Annotated in this window: 32 protein-coding genes; 12 read left to right on the top strand and 20 right to left on the bottom strand. The window is 65.3% G+C overall.

Annotated features, from left to right (window positions below; genetic code table 11):
- The first annotated feature begins 72 nt into the window (after nt 1-72).
- Nucleotides 73-1458, top strand: a complete 1386-nt coding sequence (purB, locus tag C449_RS09775; protein WP_006077839.1) for an adenylosuccinate lyase — start codon at nt 73-75, stop codon at nt 1456-1458.
- Nucleotides 1459-1498: 40 nt separating this feature from the next.
- Here the strand turns inward: purB and C449_RS09770 are convergent, their stop codons facing one another.
- The 10 genes from C449_RS09770 to dapA all read right to left on the bottom strand — a co-directional run bounded on the left by C449_RS09770 (nt 1499) and on the right by dapA (nt 10532).
- Nucleotides 1499-2149 carry a bifunctional 4-hydroxy-2-oxoglutarate aldolase/2-dehydro-3-deoxy-phosphogluconate aldolase gene (locus C449_RS09770; protein WP_006077838.1) on the bottom strand — a complete coding sequence of 217 codons (651 nt, stop codon included), beginning with the start codon at nt 2147-2149 and terminating at the stop codon, nt 1499-1501.
- Nucleotides 2150-2204: 55 nt separating this feature from the next.
- Nucleotides 2205-2663: a universal stress protein gene (locus tag C449_RS09765; RefSeq protein ID WP_006077837.1), complete on the bottom strand. Its 459-nt coding sequence runs from the start codon at nt 2661-2663 to the stop codon at nt 2205-2207.
- Between the two features lie 87 nt (nt 2664-2750).
- Nucleotides 2751-4055: an inorganic phosphate transporter gene (locus C449_RS09760; protein ID WP_006077836.1), complete on the bottom strand. Its 1305-nt coding sequence runs from the start codon at nt 4053-4055 to the stop codon at nt 2751-2753.
- 138 nt (nt 4056-4193) lie between these two features.
- Nucleotides 4194-4655: a ferritin-like domain-containing protein gene (locus C449_RS09755; RefSeq protein WP_006077835.1), complete on the bottom strand. Its 462-nt coding sequence runs from the start codon at nt 4653-4655 to the stop codon at nt 4194-4196.
- A gap of 25 nt (nt 4656-4680) precedes the next feature.
- Nucleotides 4681-5796, bottom strand: a complete 1116-nt coding sequence (locus C449_RS09750) for a M20 family metallopeptidase (RefSeq protein WP_006077834.1) — start codon at nt 5794-5796, stop codon at nt 4681-4683.
- Nucleotides 5797-5799: 3 nt separating this feature from the next.
- Entirely contained in the window at nt 5800-6696 is an 897-nt protein-coding gene (dapF, locus tag C449_RS09745) for a diaminopimelate epimerase (protein WP_006077833.1), read from the bottom strand.
- Nucleotides 6693-7967, bottom strand: coding sequence for a diaminopimelate decarboxylase (gene lysA / locus C449_RS09740; protein WP_006077832.1), 1275 nt, complete (start codon nt 7965-7967; stop codon nt 6693-6695). The genes dapF and lysA overlap by 4 nt, the downstream gene beginning before the upstream one ends.
- Entirely contained in the window at nt 7964-8791 is an 828-nt protein-coding gene (locus C449_RS09735; RefSeq protein WP_006077831.1) for a 2,3,4,5-tetrahydropyridine-2,6-dicarboxylate N-succinyltransferase, read from the bottom strand. Before C449_RS09735 ends, lysA begins: the two co-directional genes overlap by 4 nt.
- Nucleotides 8788-9606: a 4-hydroxy-tetrahydrodipicolinate reductase gene (gene dapB, locus C449_RS09730; protein ID WP_006077830.1), complete on the bottom strand. Its 819-nt coding sequence runs from the start codon at nt 9604-9606 to the stop codon at nt 8788-8790. The genes C449_RS09735 and dapB overlap by 4 nt, the downstream gene beginning before the upstream one ends.
- Nucleotides 9603-10532, bottom strand: coding sequence for a 4-hydroxy-tetrahydrodipicolinate synthase (dapA, locus tag C449_RS09725; protein WP_006077829.1), 930 nt, complete (start codon nt 10530-10532; stop codon nt 9603-9605). The genes dapB and dapA overlap by 4 nt, the downstream gene beginning before the upstream one ends.
- Before the next feature lie 617 nt (nt 10533-11149).
- Between dapA and C449_RS09720 the strand changes: the two genes are divergently transcribed.
- Nucleotides 11150-11647: a LabA-like NYN domain-containing protein gene (locus C449_RS09720; RefSeq protein WP_006077828.1), complete on the top strand. Its 498-nt coding sequence runs from the start codon at nt 11150-11152 to the stop codon at nt 11645-11647.
- A 13-nt stretch (nt 11648-11660) separates the two neighbouring features.
- Here the strand turns inward: C449_RS09720 and C449_RS09715 are convergent, their stop codons facing one another.
- On the bottom strand, nt 11661-11846 hold the full coding sequence (locus C449_RS09715) for a hypothetical protein (protein WP_006077827.1): 186 nt from the start codon (nt 11844-11846) through the stop codon (nt 11661-11663).
- A gap of 108 nt (nt 11847-11954) precedes the next feature.
- On the opposite strand from C449_RS09715, the gene C449_RS09710 reads away from it, so the two are divergent.
- Both C449_RS09710 and C449_RS09705 read left to right on the top strand, forming a co-directional pair.
- The gene (locus tag C449_RS09710) at nt 11955-12410 is read left to right on the top strand and encodes a PUA domain-containing protein (protein ID WP_193790587.1); all 456 of its coding nucleotides are present in this window, start codon (nt 11955-11957) and stop codon (nt 12408-12410) included.
- Between the two features lie 37 nt (nt 12411-12447).
- Nucleotides 12448-13350 carry an amidohydrolase family protein gene (locus tag C449_RS09705; protein ID WP_006077825.1) on the top strand — a complete coding sequence of 301 codons (903 nt, stop codon included), beginning with the start codon at nt 12448-12450 and terminating at the stop codon, nt 13348-13350.
- 51 nt (nt 13351-13401) lie between these two features.
- Here the strand turns inward: C449_RS09705 and C449_RS09700 are convergent, their stop codons facing one another.
- A complete protein-coding gene (locus C449_RS09700; protein WP_006077824.1) occupies nt 13402-13611 on the bottom strand; it encodes a hypothetical protein in 210 nt (69 codons plus the stop codon).
- A gap of 109 nt (nt 13612-13720) precedes the next feature.
- On the opposite strand from C449_RS09700, the gene C449_RS09695 reads away from it, so the two are divergent.
- A complete protein-coding gene (locus C449_RS09695; protein ID WP_006077823.1) occupies nt 13721-14125 on the top strand; it encodes a hypothetical protein in 405 nt (134 codons plus the stop codon).
- A 2-nt stretch (nt 14126-14127) separates the two neighbouring features.
- Here C449_RS09695 and C449_RS09690 read toward each other — a convergent pair whose 3' ends face one another.
- The 5 genes from C449_RS09690 to C449_RS09670 form a co-directional block, all read right to left on the bottom strand.
- The gene (locus tag C449_RS09690) at nt 14128-15207 is read right to left on the bottom strand and encodes a hypothetical protein (protein ID WP_006077822.1); all 1080 of its coding nucleotides are present in this window, start codon (nt 15205-15207) and stop codon (nt 14128-14130) included.
- Nucleotides 15197-15391, bottom strand: coding sequence for a DUF4177 domain-containing protein (locus C449_RS09685; protein WP_006077821.1), 195 nt, complete (start codon nt 15389-15391; stop codon nt 15197-15199). Before C449_RS09685 ends, C449_RS09690 begins: the two co-directional genes overlap by 11 nt.
- A 353-nt stretch (nt 15392-15744) precedes the next feature.
- Nucleotides 15745-16140, bottom strand: coding sequence for a hypothetical protein (locus tag C449_RS09680; RefSeq protein ID WP_006077820.1), 396 nt, complete (start codon nt 16138-16140; stop codon nt 15745-15747).
- 137 nt (nt 16141-16277) lie between these two features.
- A complete protein-coding gene (locus tag C449_RS09675) occupies nt 16278-17675 on the bottom strand; it encodes an FAD-binding oxidoreductase (protein ID WP_006077819.1) in 1398 nt (465 codons plus the stop codon).
- Between the two features lie 259 nt (nt 17676-17934).
- Nucleotides 17935-18720, bottom strand: coding sequence for a helix-turn-helix transcriptional regulator (locus C449_RS09670; protein WP_049914049.1), 786 nt, complete (start codon nt 18718-18720; stop codon nt 17935-17937).
- A gap of 182 nt (nt 18721-18902) precedes the next feature.
- On the opposite strand from C449_RS09670, the gene C449_RS09665 reads away from it, so the two are divergent.
- The 4 genes from C449_RS09665 to C449_RS09650 all read left to right on the top strand — a co-directional run bounded on the left by C449_RS09665 (nt 18903) and on the right by C449_RS09650 (nt 21756).
- Nucleotides 18903-19388: a GNAT family N-acetyltransferase gene (locus C449_RS09665; protein WP_006077817.1), complete on the top strand. Its 486-nt coding sequence runs from the start codon at nt 18903-18905 to the stop codon at nt 19386-19388.
- Nucleotides 19389-19488: 100 nt separating this feature from the next.
- Nucleotides 19489-20871, top strand: a complete 1383-nt coding sequence (locus tag C449_RS09660; protein WP_006077816.1) for a dihydrolipoyl dehydrogenase family protein — start codon at nt 19489-19491, stop codon at nt 20869-20871.
- Between the two features lie 63 nt (nt 20872-20934).
- The gene (locus tag C449_RS09655) at nt 20935-21285 is read left to right on the top strand and encodes a DsrE family protein (protein ID WP_006077815.1); all 351 of its coding nucleotides are present in this window, start codon (nt 20935-20937) and stop codon (nt 21283-21285) included.
- Nucleotides 21286-21333: 48 nt separating this feature from the next.
- Nucleotides 21334-21756: a hotdog fold thioesterase gene (locus tag C449_RS09650; protein WP_006077814.1), complete on the top strand. Its 423-nt coding sequence runs from the start codon at nt 21334-21336 to the stop codon at nt 21754-21756.
- An 18-nt stretch (nt 21757-21774) separates the two neighbouring features.
- On the opposite strand, the gene C449_RS09645 is transcribed toward C449_RS09650, so the two are convergent.
- Nucleotides 21775-22395 carry a class I SAM-dependent methyltransferase gene (locus C449_RS09645; RefSeq protein WP_006077813.1) on the bottom strand — a complete coding sequence of 207 codons (621 nt, stop codon included), beginning with the start codon at nt 22393-22395 and terminating at the stop codon, nt 21775-21777.
- 106 nt (nt 22396-22501) lie between these two features.
- Here C449_RS09645 and eif1A point away from each other — a divergent pair, with 106 nt between their 5' ends.
- Nucleotides 22502-22786, top strand: a complete 285-nt coding sequence (gene eif1A / locus C449_RS09640; RefSeq protein WP_080504918.1) for a translation initiation factor eIF-1A — start codon at nt 22502-22504, stop codon at nt 22784-22786.
- 204 nt (nt 22787-22990) lie between these two features.
- Nucleotides 22991-23653, top strand: coding sequence for an HAD family hydrolase (locus C449_RS09635; protein WP_006077811.1), 663 nt, complete (start codon nt 22991-22993; stop codon nt 23651-23653).
- 4 nt (nt 23654-23657) lie between these two features.
- Here the strand turns inward: C449_RS09635 and C449_RS09630 are convergent, their stop codons facing one another.
- Both C449_RS09630 and C449_RS18325 read right to left on the bottom strand, forming a co-directional pair.
- Nucleotides 23658-24146 carry an Hsp20/alpha crystallin family protein gene (locus C449_RS09630; protein WP_006077810.1) on the bottom strand — a complete coding sequence of 163 codons (489 nt, stop codon included), beginning with the start codon at nt 24144-24146 and terminating at the stop codon, nt 23658-23660.
- Nucleotides 24143-24301, bottom strand: coding sequence for a DUF7559 family protein (locus C449_RS18325; RefSeq protein WP_006077809.1), 159 nt, complete (start codon nt 24299-24301; stop codon nt 24143-24145). Before C449_RS18325 ends, C449_RS09630 begins: the two co-directional genes overlap by 4 nt.
- Before the next feature lie 126 nt (nt 24302-24427).
- On the opposite strand from C449_RS18325, the gene C449_RS09625 reads away from it, so the two are divergent.
- Nucleotides 24428-26161, top strand: coding sequence for a radical SAM protein (locus C449_RS09625; RefSeq protein WP_006077808.1), 1734 nt, complete (start codon nt 24428-24430; stop codon nt 26159-26161).
- Nucleotides 26162-26223 lie beyond the last annotated feature (62 nt).

Below are 26223 nucleotides of genomic sequence, written 5' to 3'. Positions count from 1 at the left end.
CGATAGCGTGATTTTACCTCGTGGATCGGACCAACCGGCACGCTTTTTCGAGCGCTCGTCCCATCCGCGCCCATGACCGATCGCGGCCCGCTTTCGGCGGTCTCGCCCCTCGATGGCCGGTACGCACGCTACACCGAACCGCTCGTCCCCTACGTCAGCGAGGGCGCACTGTTGCGCGCTCGCGTCCGCGTCGAAATCGAATACCTCCTCGCGCTCGCCGATCTCGATGCGACACCGCTCGCGATCGACGGCGACGACCGCACGACACTCCGGGCGGCCTACGAGGAGTTCGACAAGGATGACGCGGCGCGGATCAAACGGATCGAAACTGAGGGAACCGAGAAGTATCCGGCGACCAACCACGACGTGAAGGCCGTCGAATACTTCGTACGCGACGCACTTCCCGCAAGTCTCGACGCCGACCAGTGGATCCACTTCGGACTCACGAGCGAGGACGTCAACAACCTCGCTCACCGGCTGCTTGTCGGCCCTGCCATCGATGAGGTGCTGGTCCCTGCGCTCCACGATATCAGGGGCGCGCTGGCGGATCTCGCCAGTGAAAATCGGGACGTGCCGATGCTCGCACGCACCCACGGCCAGCCCGCCACACCGACGACGTTCGGCAAGGAGATGGCGGTCTTCATGGGACGACTCGACCGTGCGATCGATCGCATCGAGACCGCGGCCGGCGGGCTGGCGGGCAAACTCGCGGGCGCGAGCGGGACCTACGCCGCCCACCACGCCGCCTACCCGGAAGTCGACTGGCGGTCGTTCGCCCGCGAGTTCGTCGAATCTCTGGACCTCGAGTTCGTCGAGCCCGTCACCCAGATCAACCCGTGTGACGACCTCGCGGCGCTGTTCGACGCGTTGCGGGGAGCGAACGCCGTCCTTCTCGACCTCGATCGCGACGCGTGGCACTACGTCAGCCAGCGCTACCTCGGCCAGCGTACCGATGCGGACGAAACCGGCTCGTCGACGATGCCCCACAAGGTGAACCCGATCGACTTCGAGAACAGCGAGGGCAACCTCTCGAAGGCGAATTCGGATCTCGATTTCCTCGGGGAGTACATCACCACCTCGCGGCTCCAGCGCGACCTCTCGGATTCGACGGTGAAGCGAAATATCGGTGCGGCGCTCGCACACTGTTGCATCGGCTACCGGAAGACCGAGGCCGGATTGGCGAAGGTCGTCCCGAACGAGCAGGTAATGGCCGATGACCTCGACGCGAACCCAGAAGTCATCGGTGAGGCGGTCCAGACGATCCTTCGTCGCGAGGGCCACACCGACGCCTACGAACGAGTCAAAGAGCTCACCAGGGGCCGCCGCACGAGTCTCGAAGACTTCTATGACCTCTTCGACAATCTCGACGTGAGCGAGACGACCCGCGAGGAGCTCCACGAGCTCACGCCCGCTGGCTACACCGGTGTGGCGAGCGATCTGGCCGGCGACGTGGAGTGAGCGTCAGTCGGTGCGCGCATCGTGTCTGGCCCGGCCGTCCTCAGGACCGCGCGTCCTCGACGGCCGAGACAAATTCTGCGGCGGAGTCGCGTACCGCGTCCCAGTCCTCGCGTTCGATGGCGTCGTAATCCACCAGCGCCGACCCTGCTCCCACCGCGACCGCACCGGCGTCGAAGTACTCGCCGACGTTGTCGGCCGAAACACCGCCCGTGGGCATCACCGGCACGTCGCCGAGTGGGCCTCGGAGCGCGCCGATGTGGTCAGGACCGACCGTCGATGCGGGGAACAGTTTCAGGATGTCCGCCCCGGCTGCCATCGCGCGATCCGCTTCGGTCGGTGTCATCACGCCGGGGATGCAGACCACGTTCTCGCGGTTGCAGACCGTCACGACGTCCTCGTTGAGGTTCGGAGCGAGCACGAACTCCGCGCCGGCCTCGATCACGTTACGCGCTGCCGGCGCATCCATCACTGTCCCGGCCCCCACGACGGCGTCGGTGTCCGCGAGCGCCCGATCGACCGCGGCGATCATCTCGGTACACCGCTTCGCGTCGGCGGTCACTTCGATCGCGGTCACGCCGCCTGCGTGGATCGCTTCAGCGACCGGAACCATGTCCTCCTCGTCGATTCCCCGGAGGACGGCCGTCACGCCGCTGTCGACGATCCGCTCGCGGACTGCCTGTTTTCGTGCCATGCGGCGGTCTCCGACGGCCGAGGACAAAAAGGCGTGCTACTCGACAGCCGGCAGCTCACCGAACGACGGTCACGTTCACTGGCGACCGGCGGACCACCGACTCGGCGGTGTTGCCGAGCAGGACGTGAGGGAACTCCTCGCGTCCGTGGTTCCCGATAACGATGTGATCGATGTCGTTGTCCTCGGCGTAGGTGACGATCCGGCGCGCGGGCCGACCGAAGACGATCTCGCTCACCACCTCCAAGTCGTCTTCGGTGGCGCGCTCGCGGGCGTCGGCGTGGAGTTCCTCGGCGTCGGCTTTCGCGCTCTCGTACCACTCCTCGGAGTAGCCGGGCATCCCGGGCACCCCGGTCGGCGACTGGAGGCCCGGCGAGAGCGGATCGACGTCGAACGGATCGATCACGGTGAGAACGGTGATGGTGACGTCCGACATATCGAGGGCGTGATCGAGCGCGCGCTCCGAGCGCGGCGACCCGTCGATCGGGACGAGGACTTGTGTCGTGGACTCGCTCATGCGGTGTCGTTACGTTCGGGTGAGGAAAGCGATTTCCGTTCGATCGCGCGGGCTGGGTGGTCGCGACTCGGATCGTCGCCGTCGCCGTCACAGCACGAACGCGAACACGAGGTACGAGCCGATCGCGGAGATCGTCGGCGTGAGTAGCCACATCGAGACGATCCGTCCGGTGGCCGCCCGATCGAACAGGTCCCCCGCCGCGAGCGCCTCGGGGTCTTCCTCGCCGATCTTCGGGACGGGCTCGGCAGGAGCATCGTCCACAGGCGTACCGGATTGCCGAGCGTCGGGGGGCGTCTGGGCGTCGGCAACCTCGCCGATCGTCGGGCCCTGTGCGGGTCCTTTGGTCGCATCGATGGCCCCCGGTTCAGCTCGCGCCTCGCTCACCCGCGCAGGGACGAGCGCGCCCACGGAGACGTCCGGACGGCCCTCGCCCTCGATCGCGGTCCCGGCGGCGTCGACCAGCGTGACCGTACGAGAGGCTCGCCCCCATCCGAGCCCGATGATACAGGACGTCATGCTGACTGCGAGACTCGCCGGGATCCCCAAGTTCGAGAGCACGGTGATGATCGACGCGCCGATCAGCGAGACGAGGATCGCGGCGAGGATCGGGAGGTCGGTGATCCCATCGCCGACCGTATCGAGGGTGCGCCGAGCGATCGTGAACGCGCCGATCCCCATCGCGCCGACCGCGAGCAGCGTGCCCGCCTCGACCCCGACTGCGCCGCTGCCGACCAGCGGCGCGACCGCGTTTGCGGTGTTCGACGCACCGGCCGAGAACGCGTTGTAGCACGCGACGACCAGAACGATCGCCGCACCCACGATATCGCGGGCTGTCGCGCCCTCTCGGAGTCGGGGTCGCGGAAGCGTTCCCGACCGATCGATGTCGAACAGGCCGTCCTCGATCCGCCCGAACGAGACCCGGGCGTCGAGGTGTGGATAGATGTACCGGCCCAGCAGCACGCCGATCCAGAACGCCACGAGGGGAGCGACGATCCACGCCGAGACGATCCCGAACATCACGTCCTCGTTGAGCGTGCCGTTCGCCACACCGAGCCCGGCGATCGCGCCGACCGCGGTCATCGAGGTCGACGCCGGCACGCCGAACAGGTTCGAAATCAGCAGTGAAATTCCTGTAAAGAAGAGCAACACCACGCTCGCCGCGAGCGTGAACTCCTCGGCCACGATCTCCGAGCCCATCGTGGTGATGACGTTCTGCCCGACCGTCCAGCCACCGAGCAGCGCAAAGGCGGTAAACAGCACCGCTGCGAGCGTCTTGCCCGTGATTCGACTCCCCACTGCGGGGCCGAACGCGACCCCCGTCGAGGAGCCACCGATGTTGTACCCGACGAACACCGCTACCAGCCCCCCGACGACGAGCAACGCTTCGACCATTATTTAGTATTCCTTCTGTCTCCGCATCGCTACCGTCTCACATGTCGGTTACGCTTTCAGGCAGTCGATCCCCCCGCCGTCGGCAGTTACAGCGCCGTGCCGCCGATCGATGGTGGCAGCGACGAACGATCCGAGGGTTCAGTCCTCGTACTCCTTCCGGTAGCCCTCGAACTCCGCGAGGTGTTCTTCCTCGTCGGCGAGGAGTTCCGTCGCGAAATCCTCGGTCACGGGATCGCCGGCCTCCTCGGCGACCTCGATGAGTTCGCGGTACGTCTCGACCGCACCCTCCTCGGCGGCGATCACGCCGTCGATGACCGAGAGCACGTCCGTGGGGTCCTCCGGTGGCTGGAGCTCCTCTTGGCCCATCTCGAGGTCAAACGATCCCTTCGGCTGGCCGCCCAGCTGGGTGATGCGTTCACCGATCTCCTCGGCGTGGCCGAGCTCCTCCTGAACGTCGGCACTGAGACTGTCGGCGATCTCCTCGGCCGCAACCCCTGCGAGCGCGGCGGCGTTGGTCTGGTAGTTGATGACAGTCTCGAACTCGTCGTTGCGAGCGTCTTCGAGCAGTTCGAGCACGCGGTCGTCGCCTTCGACACTCATGGGCCTACCATCGAACGCCGTGTCCTTAAACGTCCGTCTCTCGGAGAAATTCGGCGAGTGCGTCCCCGAGGATCGTTGTGGCGCGCTCGACCGCCGAGAGCCGAACATACTCCCGATCCGCGTGAGCGACCGGTCCGTCCTCGTCAGCGAGATCGCCCGGACCGAACACGACTGTGGGGGCCTCGCGTGCGAAGTACGACGCCTCAGTTGCGGCGGTGAACGGCCGCACCGCACCACCCGACGCCTCTTGGAGCACGCTGACCACGCGAGCGTCGTCGGGCGTCTCGAACGCTTCGAGAAACGGTGTTTCGCGGTCGGTCAACGCGAACGAAACCGCGTCGGGGGACGGAACCCGCTCACCGAGATACTCGTTCAGCGCGGTTTCGAAGCCCACCGCGGTCTCGGGCAGGACGCTTCGGCGATCGAGAACGATCTCACAGTCGGCGGGCACTTGGTTCGTCGCCTCGCCGCCTGTGACGAGCGTCGGCGTGAGTGTCGGTGCGCCGAGGTCGGGGTAAGTGTCGAGACCCTCGGCCCGATCGTCGAACGTCGCGAGCGCGTCGATCACCGGCGCGGCCATCGCGATCGCGTTCCGCCCCGTGTGTGGCTCGGCGGCGTGGGCGCGCTCGCCAGTGATCGTGACGCGCCCTTCGAAACGTCCTTTCGCGGCGTTGCAGACGTTGAGTCCTGTGGGTTCGCCGACGATCACCGCGTCCCCGCGGTCGGGATCGAGGTCGAGCGACGGCACGAGCGCGGCCGCACCGATCGAACGGGTTTCCTCGTCGGGCGTCACGGCAAGAGTAATCCGTCCCCGGTCGGGCTCGATACTCGAAAACACGGCGACCATTGCGGCCAGCGGTCCCTTGGCGTCGCAGGCCCCGCGACCGTGAAGGAGGTCCCCGTCGCGTTCGGCGGGGACGTGTGGCGAAACGGTGTCGAGGTGGGTGTTCAACACGACGTGGGGACCGTCAGCGGCGTCCCCGCTGGCCTCGTGCGTCGCCACCACGTTGTCCGCATCGTCGACGGTCGGTTCGACCCCGGCCTCGCGGAGCGTTTCACAGAGAAGGTCACGCATCGGGCCGACATCGTCGTGGGATGGCGTTCGGACTGCGCGTTCGAGGAATTCGAGCGGATCGATCATCGATCAGTCGCCGGCGGCCTCGGCGCTCTGTGGGTTGTCGATATGAATTTCGGCTGTGCCCTCGCGTTCGGTCGGTCCGGCGAGCGTCGCGCCGCGCTCATCGAGCCGGATGTCGAGGCGACCGCCGGGCGGCCGCACCGCGATCGACGCCGCGTCGGTGTGACCGAGTTCGCGCGCAACCGCTGCGACCGCCACAGCGCCGGTGCCACACGAGCGCGTCTCGCCCTCGATGCCGCGCTCGTAGGTGCGCTGCTCGAATCCTTCGTCGTGGGGGCTAGCGACCGTGACGTTCGCGCCGCGAGGGAAGGTTTCGGCGTGGCGCACCGTCGGCGCGACAGCAGCGAGGTCCACAGATGAGACGTCGTCGACGAACGCGACCGCGTGAGGAACACCGGTACTCACCGCCGTCGCGGTGAGCTCTCCGATCGGCTCCTCGACGAGCGGTTCGTCGCGCGCCACCGGGACGGCCGCGGGCGCAAAGCTTGGGACACCCATTTCGAGAGTTACGTTCCGATCGTCATCGACCGTTGCGCGGCGCGTGCCCGCCTGGGTGTCGACCATCACGGTCGTCTCGTCGTCCGCGTCATCCGGGGACTCATGCTCACCGCGACGACGAAGCCGTCGCGCGGCCCACGCCGCAGCACACCGCGCGCCGTTGCCACACATCGGAGCGGTCGAGCCGTCCGGCTGGACCAGCGTCATCACGACCCGGGGTGAGGCGTAGCCGTCTTCGAGTGCGAGAAAGAGTACGCCGTCCGCGCCGACCGACCCGCCGACCGCGAGACCGTCCTCGCGGTCACAGAGCCTGATCGCAAGCTCTCGTCGGTCGGCAACGGGTTCGACTGCATCCACCACGAAGAAGTCGTTGCCGGTACCGTGGTACTTCTCGATCGGGATCATCGGTCGGCCTCCAAACGCGTGAGATCGTCGATCGTCTCGCGACGCGCGGAGACTCGAGACTCGCCGTCGTCGAGCGCGATCACTGCTGGACGTGGCCGGGAGTTGTACGTGCTCGCCATCTCGTAGCCGTACGCGCCAGCGTTCCCGACCGCGAGGAGGTCGTCACGTGCTGGTGCGGGAAGTTCACGATCCCGCGCGAGCGCGTCCGCGGACTCACAGACCGGCCCCACGACCGTCGTCGACACCGTCTCGCGCTCGTCGGCGTCCGAGACGAGCGATCGGATCGCGTGGTGGGCGTCATACAGCGCGGGCCGGAGGAGATCGGTCATCCCGGCGTCGACCCCGACGACGGTGGTCTCGGGCGTCGGCTTCACGGTGTTGACCCGCGTCACCAGCACCCCGGCGTCGGCGACGAGATACCGCCCCGGTTCAATCCCGAGTGCGGGGTCGCGGTCGCCGAGTGCCTCGTGGATGGCCGCGGCGAGCGTCGCGAGATCGAGTGGCGATTCGGTCTCACGGTAGGGAACCCCGAACCCGCCACCGACGTTCACCGCATCGAGAGCGACGTCCGTCCCGGCGACTTCGTCCACCAGTTCGACGACGCGGGCGACCAGCGCACGGTGGGCGTCGAGGTCGTCGGTGTCGAGAATCCCGCTGCCGGCGTGGGCGTGGAGGCCACGAACGTCGAACCCGCGTTCCGTGGCCTTGCTCACGACTGCCGCGACTCGTTCGCCCGGAACCCCGAACTTCGGGTCGGTACCCGTCCGTACCTTCTCGTGGTGGCCCGCACCGACGCCGGGGTTCACCCGGACGAACAGCTCTCCCGCCCACCCACGCTCGGCGAGTCGATCGAGGGTGTCGCTCGCACCGACCGTAATGGCGATGTCGTGATCCGCGGCGAGGCCGACCACGCGATCGAGATCACGCCCGGGGGGGTTGACGGCGGTGTAGCGCACGCGGTCGAACCCCGCATCGAGCGCACGGACGACCTCGCCCGCGGAGGCGCATTCGGCTCCCAAACCCGTGTCGGCGATCGTTTCCAGCACGCTCCCGATGGCGTTCGCCTTGACCGCGTAGCTGATCTCGGCGTCGGAGAACGCTTGCCGAAGGCGAGCACCGTTCTCGCGGATGCGGTCGTGATCGAGCACGTACAGCGGCGTCCCGTGCTCGGCGGCGAGATCGCGCAGATCGGCCGCCGGCCAGTCGGCGAGCCGTCTGACAGGCGGGTTCGCGGCCGTCACCGACGGAGCGCTGGCAACCTCGGTGGTCATCTGAGCGCTTCCTCGCGTTCGGTCGCTTCCAGCGTTCGATCCTCGACGTCGGTCGCCACCACGGCGGGCTTGTACGCCCCGCCGTCGAACAGGTCGTGATCGCCGATCGACGACTCGACGAACCGGGTGAACGCCCGGCGTTCCGGTGGCAGGCGACCGTAGATAATCTCTTCCTCAACGAGATCGTACACCGGAATCCGCGGCGTTAGGAGCGTGTTCTCGCCGACGACAGAATCGTGACCGACCACAAAGCCCGAAGTGACACGACAGCCCGCGCCGAGCGAGACACCGTCTTCGATCACTACGGGGGCGTCCTCGACCGGTTCGAGCACTCCTCCAATGAGCGTGTTCGCGCCGAGCTTGACATCCGCACCGACCTGGGCGCACGAACCGACCGTGTCACACGAGTCGACGAGGGTGCCGTCGCCCACGTGCGCGCCCGCGTTGACGAAGCTCGGACTCATCAGGATCGCGTCGCTGCCGACGTGTGCGCCCCGCCGGATCACGGTGCCGTCGGGTGTGTTTCGGGTGCCGCGCTCACCGAGGTCGTCGGTCCGCCGTAGCGGGAGGACGTCGTGGTAGTCGACGCCGCCGTACTCCCGTCTCTGTGTCTCGCGGAGGCTGAAGTTGAGGAGAACGCCGCGCTTGACCCACTCGTTGGCCTGCCAGTCACCGTCGCGTTTCTCGGCTGCCCGGACCTCGCCGGTTTCGAGCGCGTCGAGGAACCTGTCGAGCAGGTCGCGTTCCTCGCTGCCGGCGTCGCCTGCGGTCAGTCCGTCGTCGGTACGTTGCCATAGCGTGTCGATATCGGATTCCAGACTCATGATGATCCCTCGATAACGTCGTCGAACGCATACCAGCCGGCCTCGTGGCCGGCGAGCCATCCCGCCGCGTCGAGCGCGCCCGCCGCAAAGACCTCACGGCTCTCGGCGCGGTGGGCGAGCGTGAGCACCTCGTCGTTGTCCGCGAGAAGTATCTCGTGTTCGCCCCGCACTCCACCGGCGCGCCGGACATGGACACCGACCTCGCCGTCAGTCCGTGGTTGTTCGCCCTCACGGCCGTATGTTCGCTGTCCGGCGGCTGCGTTGTCCTCCCTCATGTCGTTCCGTGCGGTGTTGTCGTCGCCCCGCGCCGCGTCGATGTCGTCAAGCAGCGTCGTCGCCGTCCCGCTCGGCGCGTCGTGCTTGCGGTTGTGGTGGGTTTCGGTCAGTTCGATGTCGTACTCCGGTAGCGCCGCGACAGCCTCGGTAAGCGCTGATCGAAGGGCACTGACGCCACGCGAGAAGTTCGTCGCCCAGAGCACGGGAATCGCTTCAGCGGCCTCGCGGAGCGTCGACCGCTCTGCGTCGTCGAGTCCCGTCGTGCCGGTAACGAATCCGACTTCGGCCTCGGCGCAGGCCCCGGCGTACTCGATCGTCGACTCGGGGCCGGTGAAATCGACCACGACCTCGGGCTGATGCTCGGCGAGGAGATCGGGGAGGGCGGCCGCATCGTGGACCGCGTGACCGGCGACGTGCTCACCGTCGTCCGGATCACGGTTGACCGCGAACGCCACCGCCACGTCGTCGCGGTCGGCGGCCGTTTCGAGCACTGCACGTCCCATCGCGCCCGTCGCTCCCGTGACCCCGACGACCGTCACCGTTCGGCCTCCGGTACGGGTGGTTCGCGGTCGTCGGTGCTCGCGTCGTCGAGATCGGCGAGCACGGTTTCGAGCGAAGCGCGGTGGTCGGTCCCGAGCTGCGAGAGCGGCGCGCGGAGGTTGCCAGCGACGTGGCCACGGATCGCCAGCGCTTCCTTCAGCGGGGTCGGGTTGGTCTCCCAGAACAGCGCCCGGAACAACGGCCCGAGTTCGTGGTGGCGCTCGCGAGCCCGATCGAACTCGCCGTCGAGCCCTGCGTGGACCATTTCGGCCACTCGTTCGGGTTCGACGTTCGCGGCGACGCTGATCGTCCCACGAGCGCCCGCTGCGAGCAGCGGCAGCGTGAGCGCGTCCTCGCCCGAAAGAACGGAAAAGTCCTCGCCGCGAGTGCGCTCGACGAGTTCGCTCGCCCGACCGACATCGCCGCTCGCCGACTTGTAGCCCGCGACGTTCTCGTGGTCGGCGAGTGCCGCTGCGGTGTCGATTTCGATGGAGCGGCCCGTGCGGCCAGGCACGTTGTAGACGATCTGTGGCAGATCGACCGCGTCGGCGATCGCCCGGAAGTGGGCCTCCATTCCCGCAGGTTCGGGCCGGTTGTAGTACGGCGAGATCAGGAGAAGCGCGTCCGCGCCCGCTGCCCGCGAGCGCTCGGCAAGATCGAGCGCCTCCCGGGTCGCGTTCGAGCCAGCGCCAGCGATCACGGGGATCGAAACGGTTTCGGCGACCGTCTCAACGACTGCAACGTGTTCGTCGTGGGTCAGCGTCGCGCTCTCGCCGGTGGTGCCGACCGGAACCAGCCCGTCGACGCCCGCGCGTTCGAGGCGGTGGGCTTCGCTCTGGAGTCGGTCGAAATCGATGCTGTCGTCGGATTCGAACGGCGTGGCCATCGCGGGGAACACGCCGTCGAGGTCGATGGATGGTGTCATTCGGTGTCGTGGTGGGTGGTGGTGTTGAGACTCGGCGGTGAGACGCTCGAAAACGGCGCGCGACGGGATGCCACCCCGCCGCGAACCAGCCTCAGGTGCGTTTTGTGCCCGCGCGCTGGACACCACACCCACGGCTCGGCGGCCGGCCGAACCGGGGTGTAAACCGTCGCATACCCGCTACACTGCGCCCGCCGAACTTATGCGTTGCGTCGCGTGCGATACCTGCCGAACGTCGAGTCACGCAGTACCGGGCCGATCGCAACGCAACCACAGCGCGGCTTTCCGAGAACCGTTTCACAATGTATCGGGCGAAGACACCAGGTCCGGTGGGGCGAGCCGATTCGCCTCCGGCAAATCCCGATGCAAACGAGAGGCCGTAGGCCACACCCTCCCCAGCCGATTCCCTCACTCGCTTCGCTCGTTCGGTCATCCACCGTCAGAGCGAATCTCTGACGAGCCTGCGCTCGCTTCGCTCGCGCAGACCTCACACGAGTCGGGCGTCAAAGACGCCCTCCCACGCGCCACCGCGACTAGAAACAAACGTGTTCTGATGGACGGTACGGAACTGCACCCGTCCGTGGCGAAACGCTTTAGCAGGCAGTCTGTCGATTACCGACATGTCGAACGTCCATCCGGCCCAGCGCGTCGCGGTGCTGGTCGACGCGCAGAACCTCTACCACACCGCTCAGAGCGTCTACTCCCGCAACATCGACTACGAGGAACTCCTTGACGCGGGCGTCGCCGGGCGCGAACTCACCCGGGCGATCGCGTACGTCATCCGGGCCGACTCGCCCGAGGAGGAGAGCTTCTTCGAGGCACTCGTCAACATCGGCTTCGAGACCAAGATCAAGGACATCAAGACCCACGCCGACGGGTCCAAAACGGCGGACTGGGACGTCGGGATGATCCTCGATGCGGTCACGCTCGCGCCGCATCTCGACACTGTGGTTATCTGTACCGGCGACGGCGACTTCTCGCGGCTCTGTTCGCATCTCCGCCACGAGGGCGTCCGTGTCGAGGCGATGGCGTTCGAAGAATCGACATCGGAGGAGCTTCTCGACGCCGTCGACGGCTTTACCGACCTCTCGGAGCGTCCGGAGACGTTCCTGCTGTAGCCCGGCCGTCGCTTCAGACCGTTCCTTCGGAAGTGCCGACGAGCAGCGTGCCTGCAGCCAGCACGAGCGCGGCGATCGCGGCCAACGGGACGGGAATCGAGACCGACACGAGCGACGTCGGGAGGGCGAACAGGAGGATGGTCGCTGCGCCGATCACGATGAGTGCTGCCCCCGCGAGAACCTTGGTGCGTTCGTCCATGGAACGAGGGTCGGCTCCGATCGGTCTAAATCGCTTCGAAAGCGTCGTGTCGTTCCACCGGACTACTCGATGGACGCGCTTTTGCGCGCCGGCAGCGAATCGGAGCCAATGGCCGAAGAACTCGCGCGACTGCGAACCATCGCGGACTACCAGTTCGGCCGTAGCGCCGGCGACGCGCTGTTCACCGGCGATCCTGAGGTTCGCCACACTGCGACCGGTCGCCCGGAACAGGTACTCGCCGGCGGTGAGCGCCTCGTGACCTACGGCGTCGACGGCCGGTTCACACTCGGTCTCGCCGGTGGTGAACGACTCCGCGAAGCGTTCGAAGCGCCGAGAGCCCGCGTCGTCGTCGGCGAGGAGAGCGCGCCGTTCGTCCGCGAGGGCAAGAACGCGTTCGCGAAGTTCGTTCAAACAGCCGATCCCGCCGTCCGTCCCGGCGATGAAATCTGCATCGTCGGCCCCGACGATGACCTGTTCGGCGTGGGGCGGGCAGAGCTCGCTGCCGACGCGATGGCCGACTTCGAGACCGGGATGGCGGTCAAGACCCGCGAGGGAGCCGACTGAAACCGATCGGCGTTCGGCAGCCAGCGCCCGACAGTATATGTGGCTGGTCCCCGAGGAGTCGATGATGCTCGACATCGACTTCCCGTCCGACGAGCCACGTTTCATCGATACCCACGCCCACCAGCCGACGAGCGAGTTTCTGGAGGACGCCGGCGGCGAGATGATGGGCGACGCCGCGGGCAAATTCGGCACCGATCTCGAAACCTGGGGGTTCGACGAGATGGTCGAAGAGTACCACGAGGCCGGGATCCGTCACGCGGTCCTGCTCGGTTGGGACGCCGAGACCAACACCGGCAACCCGCCGGTCACGAGCGAGTACGTCGCCGAGGTGCGAGACGAGTACCCCGACTTCTTCACCGGGTTCGCGGGCATCGATCCTCTGAAGGACGACTGCGTGGAGTCGGCCGAACGCGCGATCGAGGACCTCGATCTCTCGGGGTTCAAGTTCCAGCAGATCGCCCAGGGGTTCGATCCGAGCGCACCCGAACACGACCCGCTCTGGAACACCATCGAGGATCTCGGCGTTCCGGTGGTGTTTCACGGCGGGAACTCCACCCTTGGGGCGGGCAGCCCCGGCGGACGCGGCCTCCGAATCGAACACGGCAACCCGATGCTGATCGACGACGTGGCCGCACGCTTTCCCGACCTCCAGATCCTCCTCGCCCATCCCGCCTTCCCGTGGGAGAAAGAACAGCTCGCGATCTGCCAGCAGAAGGGGAACGTCTACATGGATCTCTCGGGCTGGCTCCCGAAGTACATCGACGACCAGGTGCTCCACTACGCCGGCACCGTCCTCAAAGACAAGGTGATGTTCGGGACTGATTACCCGATGATCCGACCCCAAACGTGGCTCGAATCGTTCGCCGAGCACACCGACTACCCGGAAGAAGTCGAACGAAAACTGCTCTGGGAGAACGCCGAGGCGTTCCTCGGTCTCTGATCGACGGACAGCACGTCGGCCGTTCGCCGGAATCTCGGAGCGGGCGTCCGATCAGTCGGCGGTGCTCGATCCGTCGTCGGACTCCCCACCCACGTCGACGTCCATCCCGTCGTCGCCGTCGCTGCTCGATCCCGAGAACAGCTTCCGTTTGATGAACCGAACGCCGAGCAGCGTGCCGAGGCCAGTGACGATCGCTCCGGGAATGCCGTATTTCTTGTACCCGTACGTGGCCGCTTTCTTGACCGCACTGATCGCGAACATACGGCAGAACGTACACCGGTGAACGCAAAAGCGCTGTGCTTGCACGCCTCGCTCGCGGGCCCGAGCAAGTGCAACGCTCAAGGGAACCCCCGACCAACCACCACGGTATATGAGTCGACGGATTCCTCGCCGACAGGTCTTCGCAAGCGTGGCGCTCGTCGTCGCGCTTGGGTTCGGTGGCTGTCTCACGCTCGGCCCCACCGTCACGGCCGATACCGGTAATTCGGCCGTCTTCGAGCAGGTATCGTCCGACGAGCCGTGGGCCAGTGGCCGGGTGAAGGCGTCGGTGAACCTCACACAGGACGCGACGACCGACCAGGGCGTCACCAAGCTCGTGGTAGTCACCGAAAGCGGCTCCAGCTTCGATACCACGACGGTCGAAACCGGCCAGACCAGCGGTATCTCCCTCTATTTCCCGGCGAACGGGAACGCAACGGTCACCGCCGTCAACACGGTCAACGGAACGGTCGTCGGGACGCAGCCGGTCACCACCAGTGGCAACAAGCTGTTCTGAGCCTATCGCTGTGAGTCCCGGAGGATCAGCGGACCGATGGCGAGCGTCCGCTTTGCGACCGTCGCGATCCGGATGATGTACGTGAGCAAGAGGAGAAAGGGGAGCAAAGAGACGGTGAACGCGCCGGCGACGACCAGCAGGATGTTCGGCAGTCCGAACAGCGAGCCAGTGAACGAGTCGCCACCGACGAACGCGAGCGTGCTGCCGGCGACGACCAACGCCGGCACCGAGACGTAGAGGATGAGCTGTGAGAGGTTGATGAGCGCCCACTCGAAGTACAGCGTCTTGATGTGCTCGCGCGCCGGTCCGAACATCGACAGCGTGGTTTTCAGCTCCTCGAACAGCGCGCCGTCCTCGTCGGTGAGGCTGTCGGCGTGGTCGTCGGCCATCCGCTCGACTTGGAAGATCTTCCAGCCGTAGTTGTAGTTCAAGGCGGCAAACAGCACGTCGAACGAACCGAATTTCGCGCCATCGAGTTCGTTTCTGACCTCCTCGGAGTTGCCGGTCACGCTGTCGGTGAACTCGTCGACCTCCGCGCGGAGCTGGTCGTTATCACTGTCGGCGATCGAACCACGGAGCGCCTTCGCCCGACGCTCGGTCGCATTGACGATCGCCCGGAGAAACGCCGACGGATCGGCGGGTGTGGGCTGGCCGATCAGCTCCTGGGTGTACTCCCGGAAGTCCATCGTGTCGCTCATTCGCATGTGTTGTTCGCCGAGCGGGCCGTTCTCCTGGGAGATGACGAGTTGGCTGATCGTGACCACGAGCGTGGTGCCGGTGATGATCGCTCCGAGCATCGTCGAGAACATCGTCTCGATGGTGTCCGCCGAGGTGACCACCGACGCGAACGGCGGGTAGACGAGGGATCCGGCGACCACGAACGCGACGAACACCGCGATCGCCAGCAGCGCAGTTACGGCCAGACGGTTCGCCCCAAGCACGGCCCAGAGCTTGAGCCGGCTCTCGTCGGAGCGCTCGCGCATCGTGTTGGCCGTCCCGATGTTGATGTCCTCGTCAGGATTGGCGTCGATCTCGGTATCGCTGTCCGGATCGGCCTCGATGTCGACTTCGCTACTGCTCATGAGTGTCTCCGTCAATGGGCCGCTTGAACACGAAGTATTTCGTGCCGCCGCCGACGTACTCGACGGTCGAGACGAGTTCCCAGCCCTTGCCACCGAGCTCGTTCAACTGGGTCTTCGGATCGGTCGCCTCCTTCTTCGTCGAACCCCGCGGCGGGCGGAGCGTTTCGTACTCCCACTGGGTCATGATCCACTGTTCACAGCAGTCTCATTACGTCCCGGAAGCTAAACGACTGTGCTTTCAGGAGCCGTACCGTCCCCCGAGATACGTGCAGAGAGCGGGGCACTACAAAGATACATTCGATCGACACGAATCCTCTGGACAGCATACGTTCCCGCAATCGCCGAATAGTGCCGAACTACGCGTCACCGCTCTCTCCGTCCCCGCATCGGTAACCGGTGTGATCGCTGTCTGCCCACGATCCGGGTGTGGAACATTACCTTCACTCGATTTTGGGTCTTCGAGACAACCCGCTGTGCCCCTGAAAGCGCCTGCCGGAACGCGGCGTCAGCATTCCGGTTGTGGCTACTTGTTTCCTTCTACTCTGATAACTCTTCCATCCTGTTGGCCATGTGCTCGAAGACCTCGATGTGGTCGTTCTGTGGGCTGAAAAGGACGAACTCCGTGTCGTCGTCGACCCAGAGGGTGTGTCCCGGCGGCCAGTAGAGTTGGTCTCCTGCCTCGCTTACTTCTTCGGTCCCGTCGCTGTAGCGAAGGTTGATCGCACCGTCCAGCACGTAGCCCCAGTGGGGACACTGACACATATCGTCCTCCAAGCCTTCTAGGAGCGGCGTGAGGTCGGTTCCGGCGGCGAACCGGATGCGCTCTGCGGCCAACTCACCGTAGTCGGTCGCCGCACCGAAACCCGGCTGCTGTCGCACTTTCGCGTTCGGTGTCTCCATCGCAACTGGCAGTTCGTCTTTCGCTTTCTGCATCGTTGTGCCTCCCGGCGAGAAACGATACCGGGCGGGAGATGGTGTAGCTATCTAGTGTGATTCGTGCGGCCCACGATCGTTTTGCAGACGGTGACAGGTCGTCACTAGCTGCAAACGGACTCTAGCTACCCATTCATTCAAACAGTCGGTTCGATGTTCTGGTTCATGCTGAACAGGTTCTCGGGGTCGTACTCGTTTTTGAGTTCGGCCAGTCGGTCGTAGTTCTCGCGATAAGCCGCACGTTCTTCACCCACGTCCTCGGGGACGAAGTTGACGTAGACGCCACCGGTGGCGTGCGGTGCCATCGCGTCGTGGCACTCGTGCGCCCACGCGATGCACTCTTCGTCCATCTCCGGGTCCTCCCACCGGGTGTGAAGGTTCATCAGGAACTCGGCGTCGCGGTGGGGGTAGGCGGTCGCCTCCACCGGAACGTCGTTGATGGCCCCACCGAGGTGGGCGACGGCGATTTCGCCCAGCGCCGTCGGCATCGATTCGGTGTACTCGACGAAGGTCTCGATCATTCCGTCAGTGATCTCCACGAAGTTGTGCGACTTCCAGTAGTTGCGCGAGCCCTCGGGGAGCAGCGCGTCGAACGCCTGCTGCCATCCGGCGTACTGGTGCGGCGAGACGACGTCCACGATGGGGTCGCCGATCTCGCGGAACGGCGCGAGTTCCTCCTCGCCCGCCGCCATCCCCCCGGCGTAAAACGCCGCGAGGACGAGTACCTTCTCTCCGTGCCATTCTTCCGGGAGGACCGGGAGCGGCGGAGCGTGCCGGAGCACGAACCATACCGCCACGTCGTCCGATGCAGCGGCGGCAGCCTCGCGGTACGCTCGCAAGACGTCGGGCGCATCTTCGAGTGGGTGGGCCACCAGTCCCGACAACACTTCGGGACCGACCTCGTGGAGATCGAACTCGAAGGAAGTCACGATACCGAAGTTGCCACCGCCACCGCGGATGCCCCAAAAGAGGTCCGCGTGCTCGTCCTCGTTGGCGTGACAGAGTTTGCCGTCGGCGGTGACGATATCCGCCGAACGGAGGTTGTCGACCGTCATGCCGTACTTGCGCGAGAGCCAGCCGAACCCGCCGCCGAGGGTAAGTCCGGCGATGCCCGTCGTCGAGTTGTAGCCCACCGGCGTGGCGAGACCGAACGCTTGGGTCTCGTGGTCGAGCTCGTTGAGGACGACGCCGGGCTCGACCCGTGCGGTCTGCGCCGCAGGGTCGACGTGGACCGATTTTAGTAGTGATAAGTCGATCATCAAGCCGTCGTCACAGACCGCGTTGCCGGCGATGTTGTGGCCCGTGCCCTTCACGGAAACGAGCAGGTCGTTCTCGCGGGCGAAGTCCACTGCTGCGATGACGTCCGCTGTCCCGGCACACCGCGCGATGAGCGCGGGTTCGCGGTCGATCATCGCGTTCCAGATCTCGCGGGCGTCGTCGTAGCCCACCTCCGCCGGGTTGATGACTTCGCCCCGAAACCCCTCGCCGAACTCGTTCACTGCCGTTTCGTCCAGTGTCTCTCGTTTTACTGCCATGGTTTCGTCTCCCCTTCCCGCGCGAGGCGGTACAATGCGGGAGATAATGTGGGCACCTAGTACGGTTCGAGCAGCCTGTGACTCCTTTTCAAGGGGTAAAAAACGGCATCAGTTGCAAATAACCGAACTGCAAACCACACGCCACCTGACCAACCGAGCTGTCGCCTACAACGAGTGTCACAGTCGGTAACGTGGCGATCGAGGGTGATCCGATCCACAGCTGACCCACGGCGGATCACGAGGAAGGAGTCTCCCCCGCTCACACAACGAGAGCGTCCGGATCGAGAGGTCGGGCATCGCGTCTATAGTGTTGATAGAGGTTTTCCGCCCACCGTCTGGCTTCGGGGGCGTCGGTGTCGATTGCGACTCGCATATGTCCGGTCTCGTGATCGTAGCCGGCAACCCCGACGCGATCGTCGAAGATGGCGCAGGAGCACGGGATGTCGTCGTTTAGCAGCACGGTCAGGTGCCCGCTCGCGATAGCCGCCGAGGCCTGCTCTGGGTGCGAAGTCAAAACTGTCTCGATGAGGCCTGGGGGCCACACCAGCTCGGTCTCCATCCCGTCGATGGCGTTTCGAAAGAGTACATCCATGTCCGAATTGACGGTTGTCGGAGTGAACCCGCGTAGAGTCTCCGTCTTCTCGACCAGTTCGGCGAACCGGCTCACGATCCGGTCGGGGGAGCCGAACTCCGGAACCGTGACGACCGCATCGGCGAACAACTCGATGTCGAATTCGATCTCCGCTATCGGGAGCCATCGCCAAACATCGCGTAGCGTCCGCTCGGTTTCCATTCGTCCAAGCAAGGCCATCAGCCCTTCCGCGACGAACATACCCAGCGGCGTCGCCTCATACCGGTGCTCGATCCGCTCGATCCAGCACCGATCCTCGAACTCGTTCAGCGTCCGTCTGATGGTGGACGACGATGCTCCGGTCATCACTCGGAGATCGGCCCGGTTATGCGGCCCCTCGGCCAACGCGCTGAGCACTTCCACGCGGTGCTCAGAGCGCGCGAGGAACTCGATCTCGTCGAGTGGTTGATTCATGCGATTCACCGCGACGATCATAGATTGCTCGGCGATTGTCGTATCAGTATCTAAATGTTACTGGCACGACGACAGCAGATTTATCCTCCTCGACGGCCGGCGCGACTCGATCGACCTCGACGTTCGCCGCCGAATGCCGCCTGCGTCGAAACGGCTATCCGCTCCGCTGCGGTACGAATTGCATGATCGTTCGTGAAGCGATGGTCGACGACATCGACGCTATCGAGGCGGTGGCGCGAGCGTCGTGGGAGACCGATTATCCGGCGATCCTCAGTCGTGAAACCGCCCGCGAGGGCGTCGAGGAGTGGTACGACGCCGATCGGCTCGCCGCCGAAATCGAGAGCGACGACGCGCTGGTGCCGGTCGCCGACGGCGGGGACGGGGTCGTCGGGTTCGTCCACGCGGTTGAGGACGAGGCCGGCGGAACGATTCTCCGACTCTACGTCGCCCCCGAACACCGCCGCGAAGGCGTCGGCGGCGACCTGCTCGATCACACCCGCGAAGTGCTCGCGGAGCGCGGTGCAGAGCAGATCCGGGCGATGGTGCTCGCGGAGAACGAGCCCGGCAACGAGTTCTATCGCCGCCACGGGTTCGAACTGGTCGAAGAGAGCGAGACCGTCATCGCCGCCACGTCTTACCGAGAGAACGTCTACGTGTCCGAGCGGTGACCACGTCTCACCGCCGGCAGCCAGCAGCTACAACCGGTAGTGCGTGACTCGCTGCGGACGGCGAACCACTTTATTCGTTCCTGCCGTCAGGGAGATTGCAATGACAGGGTTCGATCTCATCGTGTTCGGCGGCGGCACCGGCAACACGGTCGCATCGGCAGCGGCCGCCGAGGGGCTGGAGACCGCGCTCGTCGAGAAGGGACCGCTCGGCGGGCTGTGTCTCAACCGTGGCTGCAACCCCTCGAAAATGCTGATTCAGCACGCGAACGTCGTCAACCAGGTCCGGAACGCCGATCGGTTCGGCATCGACGCGACCGTCGAGGACGTCCGCTTCGGCGAGTTCGTTCGGGAGGTGAACGACGAACTCGACAACGCCGCCAGCAGCAAGGAGGCGAACAAACGAGACGAGGAAAACCTCACGCTGCTCCAGCAGGAGGCACGGTTCGTCGATGACCGCACGATCGAGATCGTCGAGAGCGGCGAGACTCACACCGCCGAAAAAGTGGTCGTCGCCGCCGGGAGCCAGCCGGTAGTACCGGACGCGATCGACGGCCTTGCGGATGCCGATTATCTCACCAGCGACGACGCCATCCGGCTCGAAGCGCCCCCAGAGCGGCTCGTCGTCCTCGGCGGCGGCTACATCGCGGCGGAGCTCGGCTACTACTTCGAGTCCTTTGGCACCGATGTGGCGCTGATCGAGATGGAAGAGAGCCTGGTTCCCCGCGAGGACGCCGAAGTGGCCGAGGCGTTCACCGACATCGCGGGCGACCGCCACGACGTGTACACCGGCTACCGGGCGTCGTCGGTCACCGAGTCGAACGATGAGGTCACCGTCACTGCCGAATCCAAGGATGGCGGTGAGGTCGAGATAGCGGGCGACGAACTCCTCGTTGCGCTGGGTCGCCGGCCGAACACCGACGGAATCGATCTCGACGCGACGAACGTCGAGACCACCGACGCCGGATTCATCGCGACCGACGATCGGCTGCGAACGAACGTCGAGAACGTCTGGGCGATGGGCGACATCGCCGACAACGGAATGTTCAAACACTCCGGCGACTACGAGGGCGAGGTGATGATCGACAACGTGGCGCGCGGGAAGGAACGGGAAGCGAATTTCACCGCGCTCCCGCACGCGGTCTTTACCGAGCCCCAGATCGGCGCGGTGGGGGAGACCGAGTCGACGCTCGAAGACGCGGACCGGGAGTACGTCATCGGCCGGGCCGCATTCACCGACACCGCGATGAGCCGGGCGTTGAAACTCGATCACGGGTTCGCCAAGGTGCTCGCCGACCCCAGTAGTCGAGAAATCCTCGGCTGTCACATCATCGGCCACGAGGCCTCGATGCTGATCCACGAAGTCACGCCGACGATCCGGTACGGCGCGACGGTCGACGACCTCGCGAACACCCTCATCCACGCCCATCCCTCGATGAGCAAGGTCGTGCTGAACGCCTGCAAGGACGTCCCACGGGACGAGTGAAACCGATAGCGCTGCGTTCGCAGGCAGTAAGCATTACCGTCCAACGAGCCTGTATTCGGGCGTATGCTCGACGACAACAAAACCGTCTTCCACCTGATCGAGGGCGACTCGGACGAACAGGATCTCGCGCTCACGCTCGCGGAAAACCTCGCAAACGACGAGTCCATCGACATGGACGAGATCGCCGTCCTCGCACAGGCCGAGGGCATCGATCCGGTGACGACCGACGGGGAGCACAGTGACCGCGTAGAGTCGCTCGTCGACGACGGCATTTCGATCAAGGCGTGTTCCAACACGCTCGACATGTTCGACATCGACAACGCGGACCTCGTCGCTGGCGTCGAAACCGTTTCATCCGGTGTCGGTGAACTCACGCGGCTCCAGAACGACGGCTACGCATATATCCGACCGTAGCCGGACACGATCCGCACCGACTTGAGCCGTCGACTCGATGGACGACCCATGACAACCGACGAACCGGCCGTCGAGACGGACGTGCGCGAACGGATCGCGAGCGACCCCTACTGCGACACGCTGGGAATCGACCTCGTCGATCTCGGAGCAGGCACCGCACGCACCGCACTCACGGTTACAGAGGAACTACTGAACTTCCACGGGACGCCCCACGGCGGGGCGGTGTACTCGCTCGCGGACGCGGCGTTCGCGGCGGCGTCGAACTCGCGTGGAAAAACCGCGCTGGCGCTCGAAACCAACATCTCGTATCTCGATAGCGTCGACGTAGGGACGACGCTCGTCGCGACCGCCGAGGAGACACACGTGAGCGGACGAACCGCCGAGTACGAGGTCGTCGTCACCGACGACAGAGGAGACGGGAACGATGTGGCGCGGATCGCAACGTTTCGCGGCCGAGTCTATCGACCCTGACGGCTGGTCCGGGGTGGCTCAGTCCCGCGTGGACCGGAACACTCGAAGCGTGCCTCGTTTGACCGGCTCCGATCCGATCTCGGTGAAGCCACGGTCGGTGAACACGTCCTTCCAGTTGCGGTAGTACAGCGGGACGCCATCAACCTCGTTCATCGCGTCCGTAGCCGTGCCCCGACGATCCGCCGCTTCGCCCTCGTTTTCGGACGTGATGAGGCGATCGCCGGTGATGCGGCAGAGTTCGTCGAACACCCAGTCGTCGTCGGGGTGAACGTGCTGAAGCGTCTCGACCGAGAACACGACGTCGAACCGACCGTCGTCGAACTCCGTGACGGCGTCCTGAATGGCGTCGACGTGAAAGGTTCCCTGGGCAGCGAGTTCGGGATAGGTCTCGGCCATCACATCGAGCGCTTCGGGGTTGATTTCGATCCCGTTGAGGTTTCCGTAGCCGTTATGATGGAGGTGCGCGAGGTGGCGACCCGAACTACAGCCGAGTTCGAGGATCGTCGCGTCACGACCGACCGGCGCGAGCCGTTCGCGAATCGCCTCGCTCGTCGCGTTCGGCCCGTGGTGAGCGTAGTACTCCGGCGAGTACGCTCCCGAGCGTTCGGCCCACCGTCGTCTGACCTCGGTAGAATCCACATCCCTCTGAGCACGCCGGTGCGTAAAATCGCTCCGGCTCTCGGCCCATGTGCCATGCTACCGGATGATGCCCATGACTTAACCGTGTCCGCACCGTAAAACCGATGTGAGTGAACAAAACGGGCGTCGAAACCTTCGTATGCCCGACGACGACGAGCTGTTCGCGGTCGTGACCGAACACAACGGGGGCAACCACGTTCGTGTCCGGTGTGAGGACGGCGAGAACCGGATGGGGCGTATTCCCGGCCGGATGAAGTACCGGACATGGATCGAAGAGGGCGACGTCGTCCTCGTCGAGCCGTGGGACTGGCAGGACGAAAAAGCCAACATCGAGTGGCGCTACAAGAGCCAGGACGCCGATCAGCTCCGGCGCGAAGGCCACATCGAATAACCTCGTCACGTTCGAATGGCTGGAGCGCTCCTGGTGAGGGCGCTGGGCCACGACCGCTACAGCAGTTCGCCGCACTGTCTCTGATCGGGGACAGTTTTCGCATTCCTCGTCTGTTGATACCGTTCGCCATACGATTTCGTCACAGACTGCCAGCGCGCGTTCGTGTCGAAAAAGACAATTATCTGGTCTGAGTACGTCCTGGAAGTGACTGAGTACGATGCAGTACTGTTCGACAACGACGGTATCCTGATCGAGCCGCCGGCACACGACACCCAAAGCGAAGCGACGCGCGCCGCGTTCCGCGAGGTGGGCGTCGAGACGACCGACCGCCAGCACATCGCGGATATCGTCGATGGCGTCACCGTCGAACGCCTGCAGGAGATCTGCGTCGCCCACGATCTCGACCCTGACGTGTTCTGGGAAGCGCGCGAGCGCCACGACGAACGCTCCCAGTTCAAGGCGTTCAGGGCGGGCACACGGGATCGATACGACGACGTTGCAGCCATCACGGACCTCCCACAGAGTCGCGGTGTCGTGAGCAACAACCACCACTCCACCGTGACGTTCGTGCTGGATTTCTTCGATCTGCGACCGCTGTTCGACACCCACTACGGCCGCGAGAAAACCGTCGACAGTCTCCGGCGCAAGAAGCCGGACCCGCAGTACCTCAACCGAGCGCTGGCCGATCTCGACGCCGAATCGGCGCTCTACGTCGGCGACAGCGAGAGCGATGTGATCGCAGCCCGTCGGGCGGGCATCGATTCGGTGTTCGTCCGCCGACCGCACTGCCGTGATGTAGATCTCACGGCGACACCGACCTACGAGGCGGACGACCTCCACGAGATCGTGGGGATCGTCGACGGGTAATTCGTCAGCTCGACTCGCTCGTGGAGCCCGCGTCGTCGCCGCCGTCGATCTCCTCGATTGCGCTCTCAGCGGCGTCGGTCTCGTCGGCCGTCGAGATTCGGACTGGGTCGTCCTCACGTTCCTCGGCTTTCGGAATTTCGACTTCGAGCGTGCCGGTGCTTGTCAGCGTCGCGGTCGCGGCTTCGGGGTCGACTACTGCGCCGTCGGGGAGGTCGGCCTGGCCGTCGAGCGCGAGCCCGCGCCCTGGCGCGCGCATCTCGAACCCCTCGTGGTGGTCGCGGACGCGATCGATCCGGACGTGGACCGCGTCCTCCGAGAAGCGAACCTGGACGTCCTCCGAACTCGCAGCGGGCGCGTCGAACACCACGAGGTAGGCGTCGTCGCTCTCCAGAATGTCGGTCGGGAGCGGGCGACGCTCCTGGGTGCGACCCGCGATCCGCCCGACGCCATCGAGGACCGCGTTGCCGAGCGACTCGCCGACGTCGCGAATCATAGCTCGACGGCGTCGAGACAGTCGGTGCCGCCGCAGTAGGGACATTGGAAGTCCTCAACGCCGACGCCGTCGGGCATGTCGTAGGTGTAGTGCATCTCGAACATGTCCATCTCGCAGCTGTCGTCCGTACAGACGACTTCGAGGGTTGCCGGCATACTCGTTCGTAGTCCCGCGTGGCCTATCAACCCACGGGTCTCGGCGGGGCGGTCGATCCAAGGTGCAAGTGGCGATCTCGAACCCGTAGAGTCGCGTTTTTACGTCTCGACGCCGAATGGACTGGTATGACTGCGCCGGATCCCGCCGACCTCGACGTAACTCTCATAGATGGGTACGTCGACGAACCCGCCCACTTCGGGGTCCCACCGTACATCTCTACCTATCCACGGTTCACCGCCGGTGCGCTCGTGGACGCAGGCGTTCCCGAAGAGCAGATCACCTACCACACGATCGACGAACTGCGGGACGAGCGGAACAAGTGGCGCGATGTGGCCGATGCGGACCTCATGATCTACCTCGGCGGAATGACTGTCCCCGGTAAGTACGTCGGCGGGACGCCGGCCGAACCCGACGAAGTCCGGGAGATCGCGTGGGCTGCGGAGGGCACGAGTCTGATGGGCGGCCCAGTCAAATTCGGCGTCGGCGAGGAGAACGCCGGCGCGACCGAAACCGAACGATCGGATCTGGACTTCGAGTTCGTGGCGAAAGGCGACGTCGAGGCCGCGGCCCACGATCTCGTTGCCAATGGCCTGGAAGGATTCGGCGACCGGATGCGCGACGTCGAGGAGGTCACACAGTGGGCGCGCGAGGGTGCGTTCGTGGTCGAACAACACCCAAATCATCCCGAGTACCTGATCTGCGAGCTCGAAACCTCCCGCGGCTGTGCGTACCGATGTTCGTTCTGTACCGAACCGCTCTACGGCAACCCCTCGTTCCGCCCACCGCCGTCGGTCGTGAGCGAGGTCGACGCGCTATCGGACCGCGGCGCGCGCCACTTCCGGCTAGGCCGTCAGGCCGACATTCTCGCGTACGGTGGCGATGGCGAGGCCCCGAACCCCGAGGCGCTTCGGGACCTCTACGGCGGGATTCGGGAAGTGGCCCCCGAGCTCGAAACCCTTCACCTCGACAACATCAACCCGGTCACGATCGTGCGGTGGCCCGAGGACTCACGGGAAGGACTCCGGATCATCGCCGAGCACAACACGCCCGGGGATACCGCCGCGTTCGGGCTCGAAAGCGCCGATCCCCAGGTTCAGGAGGCGAACGATCTCAACGTCACCGCCGACGAGTGCTTTCGCGCCGTGGAGATCGTCAACGAGGAGGCGGGCTGGCGGCCTAGCGAGGATCGCTCGGCTGCGCCGACGTACGGAGCCGACGCCGTCGACCGCCTCCCCAAACTCCTTCCGGGGATCAACCTGCTCCACGGGCTGAAGGGCGAGCGTGAGGAGACCTACGAACTCAACAAGCAGTTCCTCCAGCGGGTGTACGACGCCGGGCTGCTGCTCCGTCGGATCAACATCCGCCAGGTGATGGCCTTCGATGGGACCGAGATGAGTGACACCGGCGCGCAGATCGCCGACGATCACAAGAAGCTGTTCAAACAGTACAAAGGGGAGGTGCGCGAGGAGATCGACAACCCGATGCTCCAGCGAGTCGCGCCTCCTGGGACCGTTCTCCCAGACGTCCACCTCGAATACCACCAGGACGGCCGGACGTTCGGCCGCCAGCTCGGGACGTACCCGCTGCTGGTCGCGGTGCCGGGCGAGCGCGAACTCGGTCGGACGATCGACGTCGCGATCACGGATCACGGCTACCGGTCGGTGTCCGGGGTGCCTACGCCGCTCGATCTCAACCGCGCTTCGATGGACGAGCTCGCGGCACTACCAGGACTCGGCGACCAGCGCGCCGGCAGTCTGGTGGTGAACCGCCCGTACGATTCGACCGACGAGGCTGCGGCGACGCTCGGGATCGACCTCCCAGGGTTCACGACGGCGCACACGCCCGAAGGCGCGGACTGATTTTTCTCGTGGTTGTCGGAGAAAATCGACGGCTGAACCACGACCCAGAAGGGCTTTGTCCG

It is taken from the genome of Halococcus saccharolyticus DSM 5350 (assembly GCF_000336915.1).
GTDB classification, from domain to species: domain Archaea; phylum Halobacteriota; class Halobacteria; order Halobacteriales; family Halococcaceae; genus Halococcus; species Halococcus saccharolyticus.
The sequence above is the reverse complement of the archived record's forward strand: the minus strand, read 5'-3'. Positions and strand labels throughout refer to the sequence as shown.

Bases quoted from the DNA above. Each gene is read 5' to 3' on its own strand.
- purB (WP_006077839.1), top strand. From the start codon at position 73: ATGACCGATCGCGGCCCGCTTTCGGCGGTCTCGCCCCTCGATGGCCGG.
- C449_RS09770 (WP_006077838.1), bottom strand. From the start codon at position 2,149: ATGGCACGAAAACAGGCAGTCCGCGAGCGGATCGTCGACAGCGGCGTG.
- C449_RS09765 (WP_006077837.1), bottom strand. From the start codon at position 2,663: ATGAGCGAGTCCACGACACAAGTCCTCGTCCCGATCGACGGGTCGCCG.
- C449_RS09760 (WP_006077836.1), bottom strand. From the start codon at position 4,055: ATGGTCGAAGCGTTGCTCGTCGTCGGGGGGCTGGTAGCGGTGTTCGTC.
- C449_RS09755 (WP_006077835.1), bottom strand. From the start codon at position 4,655: ATGAGTGTCGAAGGCGACGACCGCGTGCTCGAACTGCTCGAAGACGCT.
- C449_RS09750 (WP_006077834.1), bottom strand. From the start codon at position 5,796: ATGATCGATCCGCTCGAATTCCTCGAACGCGCAGTCCGAACGCCATCC.
- dapF (WP_006077833.1), bottom strand. From the start codon at position 6,696: ATGATCCCGATCGAGAAGTACCACGGTACCGGCAACGACTTCTTCGTG.
- lysA (WP_006077832.1), bottom strand. From the start codon at position 7,967: ATGACCACCGAGGTTGCCAGCGCTCCGTCGGTGACGGCCGCGAACCCG.
- C449_RS09735 (WP_006077831.1), bottom strand. From the start codon at position 8,791: ATGAGTCTGGAATCCGATATCGACACGCTATGGCAACGTACCGACGAC.
- dapA (WP_006077829.1), bottom strand. From the start codon at position 10,532: ATGACACCATCCATCGACCTCGACGGCGTGTTCCCCGCGATGGCCACG.
- C449_RS09720 (WP_006077828.1), top strand. From the start codon at position 11,150: ATGTCGAACGTCCATCCGGCCCAGCGCGTCGCGGTGCTGGTCGACGCG.
- C449_RS09715 (WP_006077827.1), bottom strand. From the start codon at position 11,846: ATGGACGAACGCACCAAGGTTCTCGCGGGGGCAGCACTCATCGTGATC.
- C449_RS09710 (WP_193790587.1), top strand. From the start codon at position 11,955: ATGGCCGAAGAACTCGCGCGACTGCGAACCATCGCGGACTACCAGTTC.
- C449_RS09705 (WP_006077825.1), top strand. From the start codon at position 12,448: ATGTGGCTGGTCCCCGAGGAGTCGATGATGCTCGACATCGACTTCCCG.
- C449_RS09700 (WP_006077824.1), bottom strand. From the start codon at position 13,611: ATGTTCGCGATCAGTGCGGTCAAGAAAGCGGCCACGTACGGGTACAAG.
- C449_RS09695 (WP_006077823.1), top strand. From the start codon at position 13,721: ATGAGTCGACGGATTCCTCGCCGACAGGTCTTCGCAAGCGTGGCGCTC.
- C449_RS09690 (WP_006077822.1), bottom strand. From the start codon at position 15,207: ATGAGCAGTAGCGAAGTCGACATCGAGGCCGATCCGGACAGCGATACC.
- C449_RS09685 (WP_006077821.1), bottom strand. From the start codon at position 15,391: ATGACCCAGTGGGAGTACGAAACGCTCCGCCCGCCGCGGGGTTCGACG.
- C449_RS09680 (WP_006077820.1), bottom strand. From the start codon at position 16,140: ATGCAGAAAGCGAAAGACGAACTGCCAGTTGCGATGGAGACACCGAAC.
- C449_RS09675 (WP_006077819.1), bottom strand. From the start codon at position 17,675: ATGGCAGTAAAACGAGAGACACTGGACGAAACGGCAGTGAACGAGTTC.
- C449_RS09670 (WP_049914049.1), bottom strand. From the start codon at position 18,720: ATGAATCAACCACTCGACGAGATCGAGTTCCTCGCGCGCTCTGAGCAC.
- C449_RS09665 (WP_006077817.1), top strand. From the start codon at position 18,903: ATGATCGTTCGTGAAGCGATGGTCGACGACATCGACGCTATCGAGGCG.
- C449_RS09660 (WP_006077816.1), top strand. From the start codon at position 19,489: ATGACAGGGTTCGATCTCATCGTGTTCGGCGGCGGCACCGGCAACACG.
- C449_RS09655 (WP_006077815.1), top strand. From the start codon at position 20,935: ATGCTCGACGACAACAAAACCGTCTTCCACCTGATCGAGGGCGACTCG.
- C449_RS09650 (WP_006077814.1), top strand. From the start codon at position 21,334: ATGACAACCGACGAACCGGCCGTCGAGACGGACGTGCGCGAACGGATC.
- C449_RS09630 (WP_006077810.1), bottom strand. From the start codon at position 24,146: ATGATTCGCGACGTCGGCGAGTCGCTCGGCAACGCGGTCCTCGATGGC.
- C449_RS18325 (WP_006077809.1), bottom strand. From the start codon at position 24,301: ATGCCGGCAACCCTCGAAGTCGTCTGTACGGACGACAGCTGCGAGATG.
- C449_RS09625 (WP_006077808.1), top strand. From the start codon at position 24,428: ATGACTGCGCCGGATCCCGCCGACCTCGACGTAACTCTCATAGATGGG.